Consider the following 20072-nt stretch of genomic DNA (forward strand, 5'->3'; position numbering starts at 1 on the left):
GCGGATGGGGCGAGTTCGAACCGGAGCGCAGCGTGCCGTCTTCGCGATTCTCGCGCTGACCGTGCTTGTCGGGTCGGCCGCGTGCGACACCGGCAGTGATGCCAACACCTCCGGACGGCAGGGGCAGAGCACCGCCAAGCTGGAGAGTCTCGACCCGGTGCCGATCGGGCCGGAACCAACTCCCACCCTGCCGGTGACGGTGCGGTCGTTCGACGGATCCGAGGTCACCGTCACCAGCGCGAGCCGCATCATCGCCGCCGACCGCTACGGCACCCTCGCACAGATCGTGTGGGCGTTGGGCCTCGGCCCGAAACTCATCGGACGCAGCACCGCCGCCGCGTTCCCCGCCGTGCAGAACGTGCCGAACGTGACCGGCGGCAGCGGCTCGCTGAACGTGGAATCGATTCTGGCGCAGCGCCCTTCGGTGTTCCTCACCGACAGCACCAGCGCCGCGCCCGCAGTGCGCGAGCAGTTGCGCGCGGCGGGCGTCACGGTCGTGTACTTCGATCCGCAACGCACCATGGACGGTGTGGTGCCCCAGATCGAGGCCGTCGCGGGCGCACTCGGTGTCCCCGACCGCGGGCAGGCCCTCGCCCAACGCACCCGTGACGAGATCGCCGCCGCGACCGCCGCGGTGCCCAAGCAGGACAAGCCGCTCACCATCGCCTTCCTCTACCTGCGCAGCACAGCCATCACCATGCTCGCAGGCCCGGGCTCCGGCGCAGACGCGCTCATCGCCGCACTGGGCGCCGAGGACGCGGGCGCGGTGGCCGGATTGCGTGAGCCGTTCGTCGCGATCACCAGCGAGGCAATGATCGGTGCTGCCCCCGACGTACTGCTCGTCATGTCCGACGGCCTGAATTCCGTCGGCGGCGTCGATGGTTTGGAGAAGGTCCCCGGCATCGCGCAAACCCCCGCCGGCCGCAATCGGCGTGTGGTCGACATGTCCGACGCGGTGCTGCTGAGCTTCGGCCCCAACACCGGCCGCGTCATCGCGGCCCTGAGCGAGGCCGTGTACGGCACCCGACCGGCATGAGCATCGGTGGCAGCGGCCTGATCGGTGCATCGATGTCGGGGCTGGCGGCCTCGAATGTCGGCGAGGTCCGGTCGTGAGTGAACCAGCGTCGGGGACGTCCGGGGCCGAGCGTTCGGGTGGCACCGCGATCGACCCTACGATGCCGCACAGTCCGCAGCCGACCTCCCCCAAATCTCGGGGCCGCTCGCGCACCACGATCGTTTTTGTGGTCGCGGTGGCGGTGCTGGTCTTGCTTGCGCTTGCTTCCGCGGCGATCGGTCAGGTGCCGACCACGCCCGCTGAGGTTGCGGGCAGTGTGCTGCACCGGATCGGGCTGGACTGGGGTCCGATGCCCGCGCATCCGTCGGGTGAGGTGACGCTGTGGCAGGTGCGTTTCCCGCGGGTGGTGCTGGCGATGCTGGTCGGTGCGGCGCTGGCGACAGCGGGTGCATTGCTGCAGGGAGTGTTCGCCAATCCGCTCGCCGAGCCCGGCGTGATCGGGGTGTCGGCGGGTGCGGCGGTCGGTGCGGGCACGGTCATCGTGTTCGGCGGTGCCTTCGTCGCTGCCTGGTCGGTCGCGGCGGCGGCTTTCGTCGCCGGTCTGGCGACCACTTTGCTGGTGTATGTGCTGGCCCGATCCAACGGACGCACCGAAGTGGTCACCTTGGTGCTCACCGGCGTCGCAATCAATGCCTTCGCAGGCGGACTCATCGCCTTCCTGCTGTTCGTCGCCTCCCCCGCCGCCCGCGATCAGATCGTCTTTTGGCAGCTGGGCAGCCTCAACGGCGCCAACTGGGACTCGGTGAGCGTGGTCGCTCCACTCACCGCTGTCGGCGTACTCGCCGCGATCCTCATCGCGCCCCGCCTCGATCTGCTCGCCCTCGGCGAATCCGCCGCCCGTCATCTCGGCGTCGACGTAGAGCGCTTGCGCCGCAACGTCATCGTGGTCGTCGCTATCCTGGCCACCGCGGGCGTCGCCTTCACCGGCATCATCCTGTTCGTCGGTTTGATCGTCCCGCACCTGGTCCGCATGCTCGTCGGTCCCGCCCACCGTGTTCTCATCCCCTTGAGCGCCATCATCGGCGCGGTGGTCCTGCTCGCCGCCGACGTCGGCGCCCGCTCCCTCGTCGACAACGCCGACCTCCCGCTCGGCATGCTCACCTCGCTCATCGGCGGCCCCTTCTTCTTCTGGCTGCTGCGCCGGACACGCGCCCGCGCGGGAGGATGGGCATGACCGGCTCATCGACGCGTTCCTGGCTGACCTCGGCTGCGGCTTCCCCGGCTGTCAACGGCTGGTGGTCGTTTCTTGGCGGCTGCCGCCGGCGCACCGACCGGAGTTGGGATGGCCCGGCACGGCCGGAACAGTCCAGACAGGCTCGGCTGCTTGCCGTGGAATCAGACCTGTCCTCCCGCACTGAGCGGCGCGACAGCGTGGCCTCGGGACGTTCCCGCAGGTTCGGTACACGCACGCAATCAGCGCAGTCGTCCGGTACTGGGCGACGTGACGGCCGCAGTCACCGTGTGACCGGCATGCGGCTGGGTCTCGGTGGAGTTCTCGCACGGACGGATGATTCGCCTGCGACGCCCGACCGCCTTGCCGTCGGGGGCGACATATGAGCGGCATGCGGCAAGGGCTCGGCGGGGTTTTCGCGCGGACGCACGAGCTGCCTGTGGCGCACGAACGGGATTCGGTCACGCTGCGCGCGGTCGGCGTGAGCATCGATCGACGCGGCGCTACCGGAACGGGAAGTCGTCGCGTGCTCGAGGCAGTGGACTTCGACGTCGTTGCCGGGCAGGTTGTCGCGCTGGTCGGCCCCAACGGCGCCGGTAAGTCCACGTTGCTCGCCGCCCTCGCCGGCGAGCTCGCCCCGACCGAAGGCACGGTCGAACTCGACGGGCGGTTGCTGGCCCACTGGTCCGCGCTCGACATGGCGCGCCGCCGGGCCGTGCTGCCGCAGAGCCACACCGTCGGGTTCCCGTTCACCGCGCGCGAAGTCGTCGCCATGGGCCGTGCGCCGTGGGTGCGCACCGAGCTGCGTGCGCTCGACGACGAGAAGATCGCCGCCGCGATGGCCGCCGCCGACGTGGAACACCTTGCGGCACGGTCGTTTCCGACACTGTCGGGCGGCGAACGCGCGCGCGTCGCCCTGGCGCGCGTCCTCGCCCAGGACACCGCCACCCTGCTGTTGGACGAGCCCACAGCCGCCCTGGACCTCGGCCATCAAGAGGCCGTGCTGAACCTCGCCACCACCCGCGCCGAAGAAGGCGCCGCCGTTGTCGTCGTCCTGCACGACCTCGGCATCGCCGCCGCTTACGCCGACCGCGTCGCGGTCCTGGAATCCGGCCGCATCGCTGCTGATGGCCCACCGCGCGAGGTCCTGACCACCGAACTGCTCAGCCGCGTCTATCAACACCCCGTCGAGGTGCTCGACCACCCGATCTCCGGCGCCCAGCTAGTCCTCCCGGTCCGACGCTGAGCAGCCGCCCGCCCGCGAAAATCGGCCGCTACGTGCGATGATTCATATCGTCGGCGCGGAGATCGCCATCTACGGCAGGAACGCCCGGGTGCCCAATCGTTGTCGGCAGCGGATTTCCGCCAGCCGTACCAGGCGGGAAGGGCGGTGTGGAACCTGACAGGCTGAGGTATCCATTGACGCTCTGTTGGATGGACAGCCCGTAGCCGTCCGGGGTGCGAGTGAAAGCAGCCCTCGGTCGGGAATTCCTCTCCGTCTGCACACCCCATCCCATACTGTTCCACGCTTTTGTGACGAGGTCGAAATGCGCGTCGGACGCATCCGGGGTGGTTCCTACTAGCCAGTAGGATATATCGAAGTACTTCGGTCCGATGCCGTCGCTGTCATCGTCGTCGTTGCAGGGCATGGTGATGCCGGTGCCGAGACGAGCCGTAGGTATAGCCGGGTTATACAGCGCCAGTGAAAGTTTCGGTGGGAGCGTCCGAAGAGTTTCGATGAAGTACTCATGCAAGTGCCGGCGTGCTGCTGCTTCAGTAGCTGCTGGTGACATCGGTCAATCCTTGGAGTCGAGGGCCGCGTTCATATGTTCCCGTCGATCATCGCCATATCTGAGCGGCCGGCGGCGATCATCCCCATTTTCCATAGTGACCGGTTGGAACTGTCGAAATAGGATTGGTGATTGTCGGGGTTCCAGCCCAACGAGGTCAACGGGCCGCGAACTGAATCGGAGGTGAATCGACTGATGTCGCCGAAGCTCGGGCTGGTGGGCATCGGACCGTGAACTTTTGGCATCAGCTGGATAGAGTCGTGTTCTGCCACTGTGGCCAAAACGGAGTGCTTCATGTCGGCGGGGTCGACACCGATCAACGTGAGATCGCCGACATTCTTGGCGCCCACTCCGAAACTGCCTAAGAAAATGACTTGGGAAGCATCGAGCCCCGGACCCAGCATCGCGTGCCCAGTGGTGACGGCGCCGTAGGAGTACCCGATGACGGTATTCCGCGACGGCGGACCCTCGTGTGTCACACGCAGTCCCTCCTGGAAACGCCGTAACATCGGCGCGCCGTGCTCTGCGTATATCGGCTCAACGGCTCGGACCACATCCGGTGGACCCATATACCCCGACCACCGGATCACCGACGTTTCGGCGTCAGGGTCTATCAACATCGTGGCAGATCGCAGCTTCTCGGGCTTCTCCAGACCCTCCAGCGGTCCCCTTCCGGCGCCGACGACGTAGGTGATAACGTTCCGGGCCGTATCAGGGTTGCCGAGACAGGTCACCGAACGGTACGGCTCTTCGATCACCGACAGGAATCGTTGCGTATGTCCAGTCGGTGACTCGAGTCTGGCCGCGATGAGATCGTAGCCCGCCGCGGTCTCCTCGTCGAAATTCGCGGCAGCTCTGTCACGCAGCATCGACAAGGTCTGTCTGTTGTAGTGGTCGCGGTCGACGTGTGGGATGCCGTCATGGTTGCCGATGAACGGATATATTCGATGCAGCGCATCCCTCTCCGCTCGTGATAGTCCTGTCCACATGGCGTGGACCTCTGCGGGATTGACGGGCAGGACGAGTCCGGCCGGGTGATGCGGCACAGTCGCGTGATCTTGGAACCTCAGTGCGTACTCTAAATCTCGGCGGTCGTAAAGGTCGACCCCGTGTCTCATTTCCGCCACGGTCGGCCTGTAGAAGTCATTGCCGACACCAGCACCGAGTCTGCGCGCGGCTGCCTCCAGTCTATGTGTCACTGTCTGCATGTAGTGATGCAGGTGAGCATCGAGGATCCAACTATGGAAAGTCCGCATGAGCTATCCAGTGACTTCAGTGTAAACGGTTGCACGACAACGCAATTGACGCAATCGTGCCAATTGTGACAACTCTCTTGCTCCCCGCGATAATGTTTCCGCACCAACCTCGGAGCACGTCGGCAGCGCGCGGTTTCCGGGCGCGGCCATGCGGGCACCAACTCCTCCCAATGTGGATCGACGGGTGTCGCACCGGCGACTTTCGAGCGCAGCGGCCACGTCGCTACGGCCGTCGCAGCTCCAATGGCGAGACGTGGCCCAGCACGGCACGACCGGCCCGGCTCTAGTGCCGGGCGGCTGCTGGTCCGCGACCGAAATGCGGATGGAACGGCGTAGAACACCTGCACCATCGACTGATTGAGGCGCCATCGTCGCCAGAGTGTAAACTATTCGGCCGTGTTGCTGATTTCGGATCCGTAAAGGTCATTGAAATCTGTTGTCACAGTGGCATACTCCCTCCCACGGGTTTGCAAGGCATGCGCAACCGGCCCACCGACCTCTGCCTCCAGCCATGTCCACCGCCCCACCGCACCCGACCATCGCAGGAAGGTGAAAGCGGCACTGCGGCACGTCAACTGGGTCGTATAATCCAGCGTCCGGTCGCGCAGACAGTTGGGCCGCCGCACGACCCGGCGCGGTGAACGAATCAGCTTGTGCCGGATCTCGCCGAGCACGTCTTGACGGCTTCCGCATTTCGGAGCCTTGCGGATCGGCCCGCAGCGCCCCGGTGATCACGCTCTACGCCGGATCGTTGTCAGCGCCAGATCAGTTTCAGCACCGCGGGCGTCAGCAGCATGCGGATCACGGTCGCGTCGATGATCAGCGCGGCGATCATGCCGTAGGCGATGTACTTCATCAGCACCAGGTCGGAGAAACCGAACGCGCCGGTCACCACGATGAGAATCGCCGCGGCGGAGGTGATGACGCCGCCGGTGTGGGCGATGCCGTAGCGGATCGCCTCCGGTGGGTCGGCGCCGTTCGCGCGGGCCTCGGCCATGCGCGAGAGCAGAAACACCTCGTAGTCGGTGGACAGTCCGAAGATGACCGTCACGATCAGCGCGAGGACCGCGAACATCAGTGGGCCTGGCGTGAAATGGAAGATCCCCGCGCCGTGGCCTTCCACGAAAATCCAGGTCAGGATGCCCAGTGTGGAGCCGAGGCTCAAGGCGCTCATGATGACAGCCTTGAGTGCGAGCACGAAGGACCGGAACGCCACGTACATCAGCGCGAGCGCGGCGACCACCAGGATCGCGGCCAGTAGCGGCAGGCCGTCGAGCAGTCCGTTGATGCTGTCGCGCTCCAGCGCGGGCACGCCCGCGACCATCACGTCCACACCGGGTGGTTCCGGAATGGCACGCAGCGCGGCGATCACCGTGTCGGCGTCGCGTTTGTCGGCCAAGCCCGCGTTGAGCACATTGATGCCGTTTTTGGTCGGCGCACCGGGTTCGAAACGTCCGGTGAGTCCGGGAACCTGGTTCGCCTCGAACCGGATGTCGCTGAGCTGCTGTGGGTTCGCGCCGATCACCACGAGTTTCAGCGGCTCGGTGCGGAAGCTCGGGAACAGCTCGTCGAAGCGTTCCTGAGCGACCCGGGCCGAGTTGTCGTCGGCCAGATAGCGTTCACTCAGCCCGCCGAACTCGATGTGGCGGAACGGGATGCTCAATGCCAGTAGTACGAGCACGATCGGCACCGCCACCAGCCATGGCCGCCGCATCGCCGTGGTGGCAAGTCGCGAGAAGAATCCGGCATCGATCTGCGCCGCGGTTTTGCTGCGCGAGAAGCGATGCCAGCCCCACAGGTCGATGCGGCGGCCGACGATACTGAGCACCGCCGGCAGCGCGGTCACCGACAGCAGCGCGGCCAGCAACACCGAACTGATGCCGCCGTAGGGCACCGAGCGCAGCACACCGTTGGGGAAGATGAACAACGCGCCGAGACTGATCGCGATGATCGCCGCCGAGAACAGCACCGTGCGCCCGGCGGTGGCGACAGTGCGCGCGGTCGCCTCCTCCACCGTGTGGCCCGCGGCCAGCTCCTCCCGGAACCTGGTCACGGTGAAAAGCCCGTAGTCGATCGCGAGCCCGAGGCTCACCAAAGTCACCACCGCGCTGGCGAAGACGTTGACGTCGATGTGGTCGGTGAGCACGCGCATGGTGCCCTGCGTGCCGAGCACCGTCATGCCGCCGATGAGCACCGGAAGCAGCGCACCGATCACCCCGCCGAAGACGAAGTACAGCAGGATCGCCACGATCGGCAACGCGATCATTTCGGCGCGTTTGATGTCGTGCTGCATGCCCTGGTTGATGCCCTCGACGATCGGCTGCAGCCCGGCCAGCTGCACCGTCGTGCCACCGGGCCCACCGCCGTCCCGTCCCGCGCCGAGCTCATCCTTGATCGCGGCGTAATTCTCGACGGTGGCGGTGCCTTCGCCGCGCAGGCCGATGCTGGCGAAGGCGTGGGTGTGCGAGGCGTCGGTGGCCTGCGCGGCGAACGGGCTGTCCCAATAGCTGTCGACCTTCTGGACCCGGTCGGGGTGGCGGGTCAGCAGCTGGTTGAGCGCGCTCGTCACCGCGGCACGCACGGCCGGGTCGTCGACCGTGCTGCCCTCGGGCGCGGTGTAGATGGCGATGATGTCGCTATCGGTATCGCGGCCGAAGGTGTCGTCGGCGATCTTGGAGGCGGCCACCGATTCGCTGCTCTCGTCGAACCAGCCTTCTTGGGTCAGCCTGCCCGCCAGGTCACGGCCGTACCAGCCGGACGCGACCACGGCCAGCGCGAACACCGCAAGGACGAGGTAACGATGGCGATAGACGAAATGGCCCCACCGTGCCAGGCCCGTATCGAGCACTAGCCGCAGGCCGGGGTGCGGTAATCGGCCGAGCGCAGGATGCCGCACAGGTCGGTGCGGGAGATCTTCCACTTGCCGTCGATAAGCACGAAATGCACCACGGTGGTGCGGATCGCGGTGCCGGTGCCGTCCTTGTCCAGGCGCATGGTCGCGGTCAGCGTGCCGTCGCGGTTGTCGAAGACCGGGTCGGTGACTCCGTATACGGCGCGTGGATTGTCCTGCAGCGCCTTGTACATGTCGGGGATGGCGTCTTTGAACACCTCGCCGTCTTCGATGAGGTCGGTGCGTTCGCTGTCGGGCAGCGACGGGTCGAGCGCGCGTTTGATCTGTGCGTCCAGCTCGGCGGCCGTCGGCAGCGGCCGGTGTGCGGCGCTCGACGAGGCGGCGACCGAGGAGGACAGCGACGCGATGGCCGAGGAGCGCGCGGCGTCGACGGCCGCTTCGTCCGGTCCCGTGCTGCACGCCGCGGCCGTGGCCACGCTGAGAAGAGTCGCTGCGGTCAGCGCGGTGCGGGCGAATCGTATGGTTGGCATCACCATCTACATACCATCGATGACGGCACTGATTCGGCCCAGCAACGCCCGGACGGTCGTCACGTCCCGTTCGGCGGCCGCTGCGACCGGCACCGCGTCCGGAATCATGTCCCGCACCAGCGCCACCACACTGCGCTCGTCATCGAGATCGATATCGGTGACCCGCGCCTGGGCGACCGCGACGACGTCCTCGGGCCCGGGTACGTCGCTGTCGAGGTCGGCGCGGTAGATCTCCAGTACGACCGTCGAACGGACCGTGCGGAAGGCGTAGGGCCTGCCGTCGGCGGTGCTGCCGAACCCGTGAGCAAACGGACCAACGGTTATGTCATCGATGGCAAATCCCGATGGATGGTCGGCTTTCAACCGGATCTCCCTGAGCTCGACACTGATTCAACTTAACGGTAACCCCGATCACCGACATTCTGCTCGAGCGGCCACCCCGGTCGGCCGCGACGGTGCGCCATCATGGTCAGATGGTGATGTTGCGGATGATCGGTCGGTAATACGTCGGTAGAAGGAGTTCGGTGGATGCGCCCTCGCGGCTCGGTCCCCTCAGCCATCGCGGGTGTCGCGATGTTGGTGCTGCTCGCCGGATGCTCCTCCCGCACCGATGGTGAGGATCTGCCGACCAGACCACCGGCCACCGCGGCGGTTGCCTCGGACGTGACCTCCGGACCGGCCGATCAGGTCCTGCCGGTCGCCACGCCGATCACCGATCTGCTCGTCGTCACCGGAACCGGCCTGCTCGCGGCGCTCGACGGCAGCGCAACCACTCTCTCGATCATCGATCCGGCCACCAACCCGCCCGCAGTTCGCACGATCGCACTGCCCGCCCGCGCCGCCGCCATCGCACCAGGGCGCACCGGCGAAGTCCTGGCGGCTCTGCCGAATCGGGTGTTGCGCATCGACGCGGCATCGGGCACGACCACCGAGGTGGCGGTTGCGGGCGACGTGCACGCGGTGCAAGTACGCGGCGACGGCTCGCTGGTCGTCGGCACCGCTGACGGCAAGGTGCGCATCCTGTCTCCCGCCGGGGAAGTCCTCGACACCGTGTCGGGGCTCGCCTCGGCCGACGCGCTCGCCCTCACCGGCGATCGAGTGAGCGTGCTGGACCGCCGTCAGACCTCGCTGACCGAGCTCGACCTGCGCAAAGATCAGCTCGGCCTGGCCCTGCGCGCCGGTGACGGCGCCACCAATCTGATCACCGACCACTTCGGCCGCATCATCGTCACCGACACCGCGGGTGACGAACTGCTGGTCTACACGGCCGGACCGCTCGTCCTGCGTCAGCGTTTCCCGGTAAGATCGTCGCCTTACGCACTCGCCTACGATCAGCGGTCCGACACCGTATGGGTGACGTGCACGCAGACCAATGAAGTCGTCGGATTCGATCTGTCGACGGGTATACCGAAGGAAGTGGGCCGCTTTCCGACGGTCCGGCAGCCGAATTCGGTGGCCATCGACGAGCGCACCGGTGACCTGTTCGTCGGGTCCGCGACCGGGGACGGTCTGCAGCGGATCCGGGCGGACCAGCGGAAGGGAGGGCAGTGATGGCGCCGAAGGATGCGGAACCACCAGAGCATCGAAGGACCCGGAGCCCCCGCACAGCGCTCCCGGCGACCTGGGAAACCACCAGCGACGACTATGAGTACGTGCCGCTGCGACTACCACCGGAGGTGAATCGGGTGACCGCGTCCATGCGGCTGGCCATCCAAGCCGAATTCGGCGGCTGGGAACTCTCGCGCGTCCGCGCCTACACAGACGGCAGCCGCCGAGTGCTGCTGCGCCGCCGAAAAACCGCGCTGCTACCCCAGCCCGAACCGGGGATGTGAACCGATGTACGCACTGTTATTGCGCTTGATGTTCCTGCTACCGCCGGAACGAATCCACCATTTGGCCTTCGCCGCGATGAGGCTGGCCGACCGCTTTGCGCCGTCGCGCTGGGCGATGTCGAAGGTCCTGGTTTCCGAGGATCCGATTCTGCGCAACACCGCCTTCGGCGTCGAGTTCCCCGCGCCGCTCGGCCTGGCCGCCGGCTTCGACAAGAACGCCGACGGTGTCGACGCCTGGGGTCCACTCGGTTTCGGTTTCGCCGAGATCGGCACCGTGACCGCCCAGGCTCAACCCGGCAATCCCGCGCCGCGACTGTTCCGGCTGCCCGCCGACCGCGCCCTGGTCAACCGGATGGGTTTCAACAACCACGGTGCCGCCGCCGCGGCCGAGCGACTGCGCGCCCGCCGCGGTGGCCTCCCGATCGGCGCCAATATCGGCAAGACGAAGATCGTCGAACCCGAGGGCGCCGCAGCCGATTACGCGATCAGCGCCGGACTGCTCGGTCCGCTTGCCGACTTCGTCGTCGTCAACGTCAGCTCCCCCAACACTCCCGGCCTGCGTGACCTGCAAGCCGTGGAATCCCTGCGTCCGGTGTTGCAGGCCGTGCTCGACAGCGTCCAGGTGCCGGTGCTGGTGAAGATCGCTCCCGACCTCTCCGACGACGACATCGACGCGGTAGCCGACCTCGCCGTCGAACTGCGCCTGGCAGGCATCGTGGCCACCAACACCACCATCCGCCGCGACGGCCTGCGCACCCCCGCTGCCGCGGTCGAAGCCATGGGCGCGGGCGGCCTGTCCGGTCCCCCCGTCGCCGACCGCTCCCTCGAAGTCTTGCGCCGCCTCTACCGCCGTGTCGGTGACCGCCTCGTCCTCGTCTGCGTCGGCGGCATCGAAACCCCCGACCAGGCCTGGGAACGCATCCTCGCGGGTGCCACCCTCCTGCAGGGCTTCACCGGTTTCATCTATGGCGGCCCGTTCTGGACCCGCCGGATCCACCGCGGCATTGCCGCCCGCCTGCGCGAGCACGGGTACAAGTCGATCGCCGACGCCATCGGCGCCGAACACGGCGATCGCACCTGACCTCTCCGTCCGCTTGATGGCGATCGATGCGGCTGTGCACGGTGTGCACGGTGCGCTATCCGAACACCCGCGGTGGCCCGCTGGGATGCATCGAAATGCGGCGCGAGCGGAAGGTGCGTCGGGTCGTGACCGGTTCTCCCGCCGCCGCGTCGTCTTCGCCCGAATGCTGTCGTAGTCGAGCCAGGATCCGCTTCGACAGCAGGATCACGGCCTGCTCCCAATCGATGCCGACCGCGTCCGCTCGCTTCGTCGCTTCGGATTGCACGTCGCGATCGTGCACGCCGTGTGGGTCGCTGAGGATCTCGTCGAGTTCCATGCCGGCCAGCGCCTGTTCCCTGGTCAACAGCCGGTCGGGCAGCCAGCTCAACAACCACACCGCCTCTCCCGATCCGGTTGTCCGATAGGCCGATTCGGGGGATATGTCGCTGATCATCGTCCATTCGGTCGTATGCACGTTCATGGGTGCCTCCGGTGCAACTGCTCGAGCCCGATGAGCTCGTTGGTGGTAACTGGCTACGAATGGCTCCTGTCGAGCATCCGTTGGTGCAGCAGGCTCAGGGCTTGCCGCACGGTGATTCCGAGTTGATCGGCCAGCGCATGCGCGGTGGGGTCCGATGCCAGGTCCGGTCGGCTGAGGATCTCCTGCAATTCCATCCCGGCCAGTGCCTGTTCGCGGGTCAGTGGGTTGGGCAACCAGCTCAGTCGCCACGCCGGTTCCTCGGGGCCTGCTCGCCATGCCCACTCGGGCGTGACGCTGCTGGTCATCGACCGGCTGCTTTCGTAGATCGTCACGGCTGTCTCCACGGGCGGAGGAATCGTCGCCGAACAGACGCCGACGCTGTGTTGGGGGCGTCGAGCCTCGGCCGATTCGAGTTGCTCGATCGACCGGGGGTCGCTGCCATCGGATGAAGCGGCGCGGGCGACGACGTTGGCTGATTTCTGTCGGATGTCCGGGTGAACGCGAACCGTTCGCCTAGACCGTGGCGCGGTTTGTCTCCAGCTCGGTATCGGAATCGCCGGCGCTGTGTCGGCCGCGCCGCCGAACGTGTCGCATCAGGAAAATCACTCTCATCACCAAACCCTCCCGGTTGCCTGGTGGGCGATCAGATCGCCAAAACCAGTGTGGCATTTGCCCTTCATGATGGTCAATTGCCGGAGTAAGTTGGGGATTGCCGGAACACGTTCGCGCTAAACCCGATCCCCGGCAGTCCGCCACAAGGGCACACTGAATCGACAACGCACACAGGGAGGGGCGGATCGTGCAGAACCTTCCGCAGGACTCTCGCATGGTCGCGATACGCAACATCCTCACGCGGCTGTGCAAGTACTCCGGCCTGAGTTCGGATCGCTTGCGCAACACCGAGATCGACGTCGAGCCCCTGCTCGACCTCGTGGTCGTCCGGCAACGCGCCCTGCGGACGGGGCGGTCACCGGAGGAATCCATGCTGCCTGTCGTCAGTGATATGGCGCGTCGCCTGCAGCCGACCGACCGTTTGATCGCCGACGCGGCGCTGTCGCTGGGCCTGTTGCGCGAAAGCCCCCCGGACGGAGTCGATCTCGACCGCCTCTATGCCGAGAGTCTCGGCCAGCGGCGCGAGTATCTGGCCGAGATGTGGCAGCGGTTGCACGAGACGCTGCGGGCCGAGGTCATCCCGGAGGCGCCGACGGTGAAGCGGCTGCGGACCTCCTCGGAGCATGACGCGTTCACCGCGCTGGCCGGTCTGCTCGCAGGCGAGTCCAGCTACACGATCCCGCAGGTCGCCCCCACCCCGAAAATTGTAGTGACGCTACCGAACTCGCAGCCGCGACCGGGGATGGTGACCGTCGTCGGCGACGCGGTCATGGACCACCTCTACCGGGTCGACCGTATTCCGGCAGTGGACGCGCCTGCCCGCGGCAACAGCTACAGCGAGCATCCGGGCGGCAAAGGGCTCAACCGCGCGGTGGCGGCAGCACGCCTCGGGCTGCAGGTCCGCATCGTTTCCGCACTCGGTGACGACGAAAACGGCCGTCGCATCAGGGAATACCTCGACCAGGCCGGGGTGCGGACCGAGCTGATCAAGACCGCTGCCCTCGCGCCCTCACCGATCACCGCCGTCATCATGACCTCGAGCGGCGACATGGCGTTGATCGGCGTGCAGAACGATCGGGTCCGATTGGAAGTATCGGACCTCGATGGCCCGGATATCCGCGCGGCGCTCGGCGCGTCGGACGTGGTGCTGCTGACCTTCGAGCATCCCACCAGCATCATCGGACAGGTATTGGCCATGGTGCAGAGCATGCGGCCCAAACCGCGCTTGATCGTCTGTCCGACGCCGAGTCTGCGTGTGCCGCAGGATCTCTACCGGTATCTCGATGCGGTCGACTATCTGGTCGGCTCCGCCGACGAGCTCGAGAAAATGATCCCGGCCGTGACCGCCGCGTCGAGCGAGGATGTCGCGCAGCGGCTGCGCGGACTCGGGGTCGGCGCGGTGTGCACGGTGGGCGAATTTCGGTGCGCGATGCGATCGGACGACCTCAACGTCGACGTCACACATTTTCCGCGAGCGCTCAACAATGCGCCGGGCGCGGCGGCCGCGTTCTCGGCGGCTCTCGCCTATCGGGTGGTCATCTCGGAAGGGTCGCTGCAAAAGGAAGACCTGGACTGGGCGACCGGGGCGATGCTGCTGACGCAGAAGCTCGGAGCCGTACCCAGCGCCATGCCGCTGACCGGCGACATCGACCAGATTTTCGAGCGATACACCACAGATCGGTGAGCTTCGAACTGTCAGGAATTGCGACATTTTACCACCGTGCCTCGTACTTCATCTGCTCGATACATCGGATCCGCTACAGTCGCCGTCGTGACCACGCACATCCAACCGCGTCGCCCCCACTCGGGCTCGGGGCAGCATTGATCACAGCTGCCCCCCTGCTAGGTGAAACCGCACATCGGTTCACCCGCAAGGGGCGCGAAACGCAGGTTTCTGTCATGGAAGTCGCCGGCGGCGCCGAGTATGGGTACGTGCTCATCTTCGGTGAGCTATCCGACGGGTGCCTGGTCCGGATTCATTCCCGGTGCCTATACGGCGACGCGCTCGGCTCCGACGACTGCGACTGCGGGCCCGAACTCGACAAAGCACTGAATCTCATCCAGGCGGCGGGCTCGGGCATCCTCGTGTACCTGGAGCAAGAGGGCCGCGGCGCCGGACTGATTGCCAAAGCGCGCGGCTACCGACAGAGCGAGCGCACGGGCAGCGACACGTTCGCAAGCTATGAGGCGCTCGGCTACCCCGCGGATTCCCGCACCTACGACCACGCGGCGAAGAGCCTGGTGGACCTGGGACTGACATCGGTGCAGCTGCTGACCAACAACCCGGCCAAAGCCGAGGAGATACGGTCGGCAGGCCTCAGGGTGACCGTAGTGCCGTTGAGTACCCGCCCCCTGAGCGCACGCGCCGCCGCCTACCTGGAGGCCAAACGCCGCAGGCGCCAGCATTGGATCCCCACCGACCAGGCGCCGTGGGCACCCGCCGACTGGGAATCGGATGCCATGGGCACGTTCCCGGCGGTGCAGCGACCACCCCGGAATCGTTGGGTACGCCTCACCCGCTACCGTCGCTTCGCGTTCTGGCGGCGAGCGTCGGCAGCCAGCGAGCCGACCAACGATCCCGCCCCGCCCGAATCGGCTTCCGTCGCGCAAACCACTATCGACATCGGACCGCAGCGGATCGGTCACGAGGTCGACCATCGAGCCGCCATCCCCGCGTAGCAGTGCCATTGGACCTGCCCTCCGGCTACCATGGATTCATTGTGCGACTGGCAATTTCGCAGTTCGTGCGACCGCTTCACTATGCATCGGAGGAGCATGGCCAAAGCGGCACCGAGCCTCTCCGAGACCGGACATCGGCTGACCCGCAAGGGGCGTGAGCTTCGCGTTCGAGTGATGCCCATATCCGGTGGAGAAGATGGCGGGCATGCTCTTGTCTTCGGCCAGATCACCGACGGTTGCCTGGTTCGAATCCATTCCCGTTGCCTCTACGGCGACGCCTTGCAATCCGAAGACTGCGATTGTGGTCCGGAACTGGACAAGTCCATGGACCTCATCCAGGATGCCGGCTGCGGCGTGCTCGTCTATCTCGAACAAGAGGGACGCGGTGCGGGTCTGGTCAACAAAGCGCGTGGTCTGCGCACCAGCGAGCGGCTGGGCGTCGATACGTTCGACAGCTACGAGCGACTCGGCCTCAGCGCCGATCTGCGGTGCTACCGCCTCGCGGCCGAGGCGCTGACCGTGCTCGGACTGCGGTCGGTGCGGCTGCTGACGAACAATCCGGACAAGGTGCGTGCGGTGCGGGATCACGGCATTGCCGTCACGGTGGTGCCCTTGGGGACGCGGCCACGCAGCGACAAGGCGCGGAAATATCTCGAGGCCAAGCGGGAGCGGCGCGGTCACATGATTCCGCTGGATGATGTGCCTTGGGCGGCGGGAGCGAAACGGTCACACGGGCCGCGGTGGTGTCCGCCGCTGTCGTGGTGTTGGCGGCATTTCGCAGTTGCCGTCAGGACCGTGACGATCTTCGACCTCTGGCTACGCTGAGTGAGCCGCGCCCCGGCTCGGTCGGCCGGGCGTCGAGCTGTGCGGCGAGGACGGCGAACTATCGTCAACGAGTCGCCGTAGGTCCGCAACGCACTGTGGCCCTGAGTAAAATACCCAGGGCCACAGTGCTTTTCGAGGCTACTTCACCTCGTAGGTGGCGACCACGATCGCACGGGCGAGGGTGTGGAAGAACAGGTTGAACCCGAGGAACGACGGCGTCGCGTCTTCGGTGACCTCCAGGCTCTCCACATCGACCGCGTGTACCACCACGAAGTACCGGTGCGGTCCGTGCCCCGCGGGCGGCGCCGCGCCGACGAAGCCGGGGAACGACGCGTCGTTGCGCAGGTTGATCGCACCCTCGGGCAGCGTGCCGCCCTTGCTCCCCGCGCCGCTGGGCAGCGCGGTGGTCGTCACCGGGATATTGACAACTGCCCAGTGCCAGAAGCCCGCCGCGGTCGGCGCGTCCGGGTCGTACACCGTGACCGCGAAACTCTTTGTCTCTTCCGGGAATCCGGACCAGGACAGCTGCGGCGAAATGTCCTTGCCTCCGACGCCGAAGAATTCGCTCACCTGATCGTTGTGCAGCGACTCACCAGGGGTGATGTCCTCCGAGGTCACCGTGAAGGCGGGTACCTGCGGGAGCGCGTCGTAGGGGTTGTAGGTCATGAGATCCTCTCCGGATTGATTCAGCTGTGCAACAAGAAATGTTCCAATACCTGGGTGCCGAATTCGAGGGCATCCACCGGAACGCGTTCGTCTACTCCATGGAACAGTGCGGTGAAGTCCAGATCCGGCGGCAACTGCAGCGGCGCGAAGCCGAAGCAACGAATACCCAAGCGGGCGAACGCCTTTGCGTCGGTGCCACCAGAGAGCATGTAGGGCACGGTGCGACCCTGCGGATCGTGGGCGAGGATGGCGTCGTTCATCGCGTCGACGAGATGCCCGTCGAAAGTCGTTTCATAGGAATCGAGTTTGGTGATCCACTCGCGCTCGACATCCGGGCCGATCAGCTCGTCCACCTCCCGTTCGAACGCTTCCTGCCGCCCCGGCACCACGCGGCAGTCCACAACCGCCTCGGCGGTCTGTGGGATAACGTTCGCCTTGTAACCGGCTTGCAGCATGGTCGGGTTCGCGGTATCGCGCAGCGTGGCGCCGATGATGCGGGAGATGGTGCCCAGCTTCGCGAGCTGACCCTCGATATCGGGGCTCGTCGGATCGAATTGCAAGCCGGTCTCCTCCGACACTGCGGCGAGGAATTCGGCGACGGAATCCGAAAGCACCAGCGGGAAGGTGTGTTTGCCGAGTCGGGCGACTGCATCGGCCAGGATGGTGACGGCGTTGTCCTCGTGCAGGAACGAGCCGTGACCCGCGCGGGCCTTGGCGCGCAGCCGCATCCAGCCCAGTCCTTTCTCGGCCGTCTCCACCAGGTAGAGCCTGCGTTCGGTGCCGTCGGGGCGCGGAACCGTCAGCGAGAAGCCGCCGACCTCTCCCACCGCCTCGGTGATTCCCGCGAACAGATCGGGCCGATTGTCCACCAGCCACTGCGACCCCCACTTACCGCCGTTCTCCTCATCGGCGAGGAAGGCGAAGACGATATCGCGCGGCGGCACCGTCCCCTCGATCTTGAACTGCCGGGCGATCGCCAGCATCATGCCGACCATGTCCTTCATGTCGATCGCCCCACGCCCCCACACGTAACCGTCGCGCACCGCACCGGAGAACGGGTGCACACTCCAATCGGCGGCCTGGGCAGGCACCACATCCAGATGGCCGTGCATCATCAGCGCACCCCGGCTGGAATCGGCGCCCTTCAACCGCGCGAACACATTCCCGCGCCCCGGTGCCCCCGACTCCACGTACTCGGTGATGTAGCCCACCTGATGCAACTGATCGGCCACCCACTGCGCACACTCGCGCTCCCCCTTGGTGGTCGCCAGATCGCCGGTATTGGAGGTATCGAACCGGATCAGCGTGCTGACCAACTCCACCACCTCGGACACGGCACGAGAGCTGCTTATGGGACCCGAGACTTCGCCAGTTGCGGACACGTACCCTTTCCTACCACCTGGCGCCCATATCGCCGTGTTGCCCCTCCCGCCACGTTGCACCGGGACAACCGTCCGGCCCCAGCCTGCGGCGGGCAACCGCGTCCCCGCAGGCATCAGCATCACGCTGATCTCAACCACCGCCCAACTGCCAAGCCCCACAACGCCACATCGGCGAGTGGCGCACGGTGGCGGCGAGGCGCAAGGCACCGCTCGGTCACGCGGACAAGTGGACGCGGGCTGCTCCGATGCGGTCGATGCGGTCGCGACCCCAGACGCCGAGCGGTTCCAGCGCGGCGTTGAGCGCGGTTCCCAGCGCGGTCAGCCGGTATTCGACGCGCGGCGGCACCTCGCGATAGACCTCACGGTCCACGATGCCGTCCTCCTCCAGCTCACGCAGCTGTTGGATCAGCATCTTCTCCGACACCCCCGGCAGTCCCCTGCGCAGTTCGCCGAAGCGGCGCACGCCGTGGTTCTCCAGTTCCCAGAGGATCAGCGCTTTCCACTTCCCGCCGATGACATCCATCGCCGCGTCGATGCCGCAGAAGTATGGTCCGGATCTCTTTTCGCCCATCGTCCGACCTCGCTACCTGTTCACACACCGATTGGTAAGTACCCGACCAAATAGTAGGTACTTGTCGGGCAGTAGGGCAAGGAGCAACCTTGGTTCCAGCGCGCTGACCACCCCATTCACCAACCAAGGAGATGACCCGCAATGCCGGAAACCCAGCACACCCCGGTGACAATTCTCGGACTCGGCGCGATGGGTCAGGCAATCGCCGCGACCCTGCTGCGCGGCGGCAGGCCGACCACGGTGTGGAATCGGACAGCAGGCAAAGACGCCGGTCTCGTCGCCGACGGCGCCACGGGTGCAGCTTCCGTCGCCGCCGCGGTCGAGAAGGGCGGCCTGATTATCGCTGTCCTCAGTGACCATGCCTCCGTGCACGACACGCTCGACCCGATCGCCGGCCAACTCGCAGGCCGTCAGCTGCTCAACCTGACGAGCACCGCGCCCGAGGAAGCTCGCGAACTGGCCGCCTGGGCCGCCGCCCACGGCGTCGACTACCTCGACGGCGGCATCATGGCCGTCCCGGCAATGATCGGCAGGCCCGGCGCCTCCATCCTCTACAGCGGTTCACAGACCCTATTCGACGAGCACCGGGAAACACTCGAATTGCTTTCCGTCGCAGACTATTTCGGCGCCGATGCCGGTCTGGCCTCCCTCTACGACTTCGCGTTGCTTTCGAACATGTACGCCATGTTCACCGGCTTCTTCCACGGCGCAGCCTTGCTTCGCTCAGCAGGAGTGTCTGCAAGCACCTTCGCCGAACGCGCCGTCCCCTGGGTGACCGCCATGGCCCAGCTCCTCCCCGAATACGCCCGCGTCGTCGACAGCGGCGACTACACCACCCCCTTCCAGCCGCTCTCCTTCCACAAGCCATCCGTCGACGCGATCGTCCGCGCCAGCCGCGACGCAGGCGTCGCCCTCGACATCGTCACCCCCATCAAGAACCTCATCGACCGCCAAATCGCCGACGGCCACGGCCCACTGGCCTTCGAGCGAACCGTCGAAGAGCTCGGCTGACCCCGACCCGTGCGCCGTGCGTTCGCCACCACCCCAGCCCCGCCCCGTGAACGCACGGCGCACCGCCCATACCCTCGAGAATCACCAGCTAGAAGCGCGATTTGGTCCATGCGCCCCACATCCGATAACCTTGCTGAGCACCACCGGTCCGGGTGGCGGAATGGCAGACGCGCTAGCTTGAGGTGCTAGTGCCCTTTAACGGGCGTGGGGGTTCAAGTCCCCCTCCGGACACTCAATGACACGGTTTCGTGGCAAATCTGCCCCGGAACCGTGTTTTTTG

The 20072-nt window shown here is 66.3% G+C and carries 20 protein-coding genes and 1 tRNA gene; 11 read left to right on the forward strand and 10 right to left on the reverse strand.

Translation table 11 applies throughout. The features are described from left to right. The first annotated feature begins 4 nt into the window (after positions 1-4). From ACFQZZ_RS01165 to ACFQZZ_RS01175, 3 genes are all read left to right on the forward strand, one after another. Positions 5-1036 carry a hemin ABC transporter substrate-binding protein gene (locus ACFQZZ_RS01165; protein ID WP_378672512.1) on the forward strand — a complete coding sequence of 344 codons (1032 nt, stop codon included), beginning with the start codon at positions 5-7 and terminating at the stop codon, positions 1034-1036. A 139-nt stretch (positions 1037-1175) separates the two neighbouring features. Beyond that, on the forward strand, positions 1176-2249 hold the full coding sequence (locus tag ACFQZZ_RS01170) for a FecCD family ABC transporter permease (RefSeq protein ID WP_378673213.1): 1074 nt from the start codon (positions 1176-1178) through the stop codon (positions 2247-2249). A gap of 379 nt (positions 2250-2628) precedes the next feature. Further along, on the forward strand, positions 2629-3492 hold the full coding sequence (locus tag ACFQZZ_RS01175; protein ID WP_378672515.1) for a heme ABC transporter ATP-binding protein: 864 nt from the start codon (positions 2629-2631) through the stop codon (positions 3490-3492). A gap of 28 nt (positions 3493-3520) precedes the next feature. Here ACFQZZ_RS01175 and ACFQZZ_RS01180 read toward each other — a convergent pair whose 3' ends face one another. The 5 genes from ACFQZZ_RS01180 to ACFQZZ_RS01200 all read right to left on the reverse strand — a co-directional run bounded on the left by ACFQZZ_RS01180 (position 3521) and on the right by ACFQZZ_RS01200 (position 9036). Continuing rightward, positions 3521-4039 carry a hypothetical protein gene (locus ACFQZZ_RS01180; RefSeq protein WP_378672517.1) on the reverse strand — a complete coding sequence of 173 codons (519 nt, stop codon included), beginning with the start codon at positions 4037-4039 and terminating at the stop codon, positions 3521-3523. Positions 4040-4068: 29 nt separating this feature from the next. Then, positions 4069-5292 carry an alpha/beta hydrolase gene (locus ACFQZZ_RS01185; protein WP_378672520.1) on the reverse strand — a complete coding sequence of 408 codons (1224 nt, stop codon included), beginning with the start codon at positions 5290-5292 and terminating at the stop codon, positions 4069-4071. 754 nt (positions 5293-6046) lie between these two features. Then, on the reverse strand, positions 6047-8140 hold the full coding sequence (locus ACFQZZ_RS01190; protein ID WP_378672523.1) for an MMPL family transporter: 2094 nt from the start codon (positions 8138-8140) through the stop codon (positions 6047-6049). Then, positions 8140-8673, reverse strand: a complete 534-nt coding sequence (locus ACFQZZ_RS01195) for a hypothetical protein (RefSeq protein ID WP_378672525.1) — start codon at positions 8671-8673, stop codon at positions 8140-8142. The genes ACFQZZ_RS01190 and ACFQZZ_RS01195 overlap by 1 nt, the downstream gene beginning before the upstream one ends. Before the next feature lie 6 nt (positions 8674-8679). Next, positions 8680-9036, reverse strand: a complete 357-nt coding sequence (locus ACFQZZ_RS01200; protein ID WP_378672528.1) for a hypothetical protein — start codon at positions 9034-9036, stop codon at positions 8680-8682. Positions 9037-9201: 165 nt separating this feature from the next. Here ACFQZZ_RS01200 and ACFQZZ_RS01205 point away from each other — a divergent pair, with 165 nt between their 5' ends. The 3 genes from ACFQZZ_RS01205 to ACFQZZ_RS01215 are packed head-to-tail and all read left to right on the forward strand — an operon-like array spanning position 9202 to position 11586. Next, on the forward strand, positions 9202-10224 hold the full coding sequence (locus tag ACFQZZ_RS01205; protein ID WP_378672531.1) for a YncE family protein: 1023 nt from the start codon (positions 9202-9204) through the stop codon (positions 10222-10224). Beyond that, positions 10224-10505 carry a DUF5703 family protein gene (locus ACFQZZ_RS01210; RefSeq protein ID WP_378672534.1) on the forward strand — a complete coding sequence of 94 codons (282 nt, stop codon included), beginning with the start codon at positions 10224-10226 and terminating at the stop codon, positions 10503-10505. The genes ACFQZZ_RS01205 and ACFQZZ_RS01210 overlap by 1 nt, the downstream gene beginning before the upstream one ends. 4 nt (positions 10506-10509) lie before the next feature. After that, positions 10510-11586, forward strand: a complete 1077-nt coding sequence (locus tag ACFQZZ_RS01215) for a quinone-dependent dihydroorotate dehydrogenase (RefSeq protein ID WP_378672537.1) — start codon at positions 10510-10512, stop codon at positions 11584-11586. A 55-nt stretch (positions 11587-11641) separates the two neighbouring features. Here the strand turns inward: ACFQZZ_RS01215 and ACFQZZ_RS01220 are convergent, their stop codons facing one another. Both ACFQZZ_RS01220 and ACFQZZ_RS01225 read right to left on the reverse strand, forming a co-directional pair. Next, positions 11642-12046, reverse strand: a complete 405-nt coding sequence (locus ACFQZZ_RS01220) for a hypothetical protein (protein WP_378672539.1) — start codon at positions 12044-12046, stop codon at positions 11642-11644. Between the two features lie 53 nt (positions 12047-12099). After that, positions 12100-12378 carry a hypothetical protein gene (locus ACFQZZ_RS01225; RefSeq protein ID WP_378672542.1) on the reverse strand — a complete coding sequence of 93 codons (279 nt, stop codon included), beginning with the start codon at positions 12376-12378 and terminating at the stop codon, positions 12100-12102. Between the two features lie 467 nt (positions 12379-12845). Here ACFQZZ_RS01225 and ACFQZZ_RS01230 point away from each other — a divergent pair, with 467 nt between their 5' ends. The 3 genes from ACFQZZ_RS01230 (at position 12846) to ACFQZZ_RS01240 (ending at position 16162) form a co-directional block, all read left to right on the forward strand. Next, the gene (locus ACFQZZ_RS01230; RefSeq protein WP_378672545.1) at positions 12846-14342 is read left to right on the forward strand and encodes a carbohydrate kinase family protein; all 1497 of its coding nucleotides are present in this window, start codon (positions 12846-12848) and stop codon (positions 14340-14342) included. 215 nt (positions 14343-14557) lie between these two features. Then, entirely contained in the window at positions 14558-15337 is a 780-nt protein-coding gene (locus ACFQZZ_RS01235; protein ID WP_378672548.1) for a GTP cyclohydrolase II, read from the forward strand. Positions 15338-15433: 96 nt separating this feature from the next. Continuing rightward, positions 15434-16162: a GTP cyclohydrolase II gene (locus tag ACFQZZ_RS01240; protein ID WP_378672551.1), complete on the forward strand. Its 729-nt coding sequence runs from the start codon at positions 15434-15436 to the stop codon at positions 16160-16162. Between the two features lie 138 nt (positions 16163-16300). On the opposite strand, the gene ACFQZZ_RS01245 is transcribed toward ACFQZZ_RS01240, so the two are convergent. The 3 genes from ACFQZZ_RS01245 to ACFQZZ_RS01255 all read right to left on the reverse strand — a co-directional run bounded on the left by ACFQZZ_RS01245 (position 16301) and on the right by ACFQZZ_RS01255 (position 18781). Further along, complete coding sequence (locus ACFQZZ_RS01245) at positions 16301-16828, reverse strand: YbhB/YbcL family Raf kinase inhibitor-like protein (protein ID WP_378672554.1); 528 nt, start codon at positions 16826-16828, stop codon at positions 16301-16303. 20 nt (positions 16829-16848) lie between these two features. Next, positions 16849-18162 (reverse strand): M20/M25/M40 family metallo-hydrolase, encoded by a 1314-nt coding sequence (locus ACFQZZ_RS01250; RefSeq protein ID WP_378672557.1) that lies wholly within the window; start codon positions 18160-18162, stop codon positions 16849-16851. 262 nt (positions 18163-18424) lie between these two features. Next, a complete protein-coding gene (locus ACFQZZ_RS01255) occupies positions 18425-18781 on the reverse strand; it encodes a winged helix-turn-helix transcriptional regulator (RefSeq protein ID WP_378672560.1) in 357 nt (118 codons plus the stop codon). A gap of 141 nt (positions 18782-18922) precedes the next feature. On the opposite strand from ACFQZZ_RS01255, the gene ACFQZZ_RS01260 reads away from it, so the two are divergent. Beyond that, positions 18923-19792 carry an NAD(P)-dependent oxidoreductase gene (locus ACFQZZ_RS01260; protein ID WP_378672562.1) on the forward strand — a complete coding sequence of 290 codons (870 nt, stop codon included), beginning with the start codon at positions 18923-18925 and terminating at the stop codon, positions 19790-19792. A 146-nt stretch (positions 19793-19938) separates the two neighbouring features. Next, positions 19939-20023, forward strand: a tRNA-Leu gene (locus ACFQZZ_RS01265). Positions 20024-20072 lie beyond the last annotated feature (49 nt).

This window comes from Nocardia sp. GCM10030253, from assembly GCF_042675075.1.
Taxonomy (GTDB): domain Bacteria; phylum Actinomycetota; class Actinomycetes; order Mycobacteriales; family Mycobacteriaceae; genus Nocardia.

Excerpts from the sequence above, each read along its gene's own strand:
- ACFQZZ_RS01220 (WP_378672539.1), bottom strand. The coding sequence starts at position 12,046 with ATGAACGTGCATACGACCGAATGGACGATGATCAGCGACATATCCCCC.
- ACFQZZ_RS01240 (WP_378672551.1), top strand. The coding sequence starts at position 15,434 with ATGGCCAAAGCGGCACCGAGCCTCTCCGAGACCGGACATCGGCTGACC.
- ACFQZZ_RS01215 (WP_378672537.1), top strand. The coding sequence starts at position 10,510 with ATGTACGCACTGTTATTGCGCTTGATGTTCCTGCTACCGCCGGAACGA.
- ACFQZZ_RS01260 (WP_378672562.1), top strand. The coding sequence starts at position 18,923 with ATGCCGGAAACCCAGCACACCCCGGTGACAATTCTCGGACTCGGCGCG.
- ACFQZZ_RS01175 (WP_378672515.1), top strand. The coding sequence starts at position 2,629 with ATGAGCGGCATGCGGCAAGGGCTCGGCGGGGTTTTCGCGCGGACGCAC.
- ACFQZZ_RS01185 (WP_378672520.1), bottom strand. The coding sequence starts at position 5,292 with ATGCGGACTTTCCATAGTTGGATCCTCGATGCTCACCTGCATCACTAC.
- ACFQZZ_RS01180 (WP_378672517.1), bottom strand. The coding sequence starts at position 4,039 with ATGTCACCAGCAGCTACTGAAGCAGCAGCACGCCGGCACTTGCATGAG.
- ACFQZZ_RS01205 (WP_378672531.1), top strand. The coding sequence starts at position 9,202 with ATGCGCCCTCGCGGCTCGGTCCCCTCAGCCATCGCGGGTGTCGCGATG.
- ACFQZZ_RS01235 (WP_378672548.1), top strand. The coding sequence starts at position 14,558 with ATGGAAGTCGCCGGCGGCGCCGAGTATGGGTACGTGCTCATCTTCGGT.
- ACFQZZ_RS01245 (WP_378672554.1), bottom strand. The coding sequence starts at position 16,828 with ATGACCTACAACCCCTACGACGCGCTCCCGCAGGTACCCGCCTTCACG.
- ACFQZZ_RS01255 (WP_378672560.1), bottom strand. The coding sequence starts at position 18,781 with ATGGGCGAAAAGAGATCCGGACCATACTTCTGCGGCATCGACGCGGCG.
- ACFQZZ_RS01210 (WP_378672534.1), top strand. The coding sequence starts at position 10,224 with ATGGCGCCGAAGGATGCGGAACCACCAGAGCATCGAAGGACCCGGAGC.
- ACFQZZ_RS01165 (WP_378672512.1), top strand. The coding sequence starts at position 5 with ATGGGGCGAGTTCGAACCGGAGCGCAGCGTGCCGTCTTCGCGATTCTC.
- ACFQZZ_RS01170 (WP_378673213.1), top strand. The coding sequence starts at position 1,176 with ATGCCGCACAGTCCGCAGCCGACCTCCCCCAAATCTCGGGGCCGCTCG.
- ACFQZZ_RS01195 (WP_378672525.1), bottom strand. The coding sequence starts at position 8,673 with ATGCCAACCATACGATTCGCCCGCACCGCGCTGACCGCAGCGACTCTT.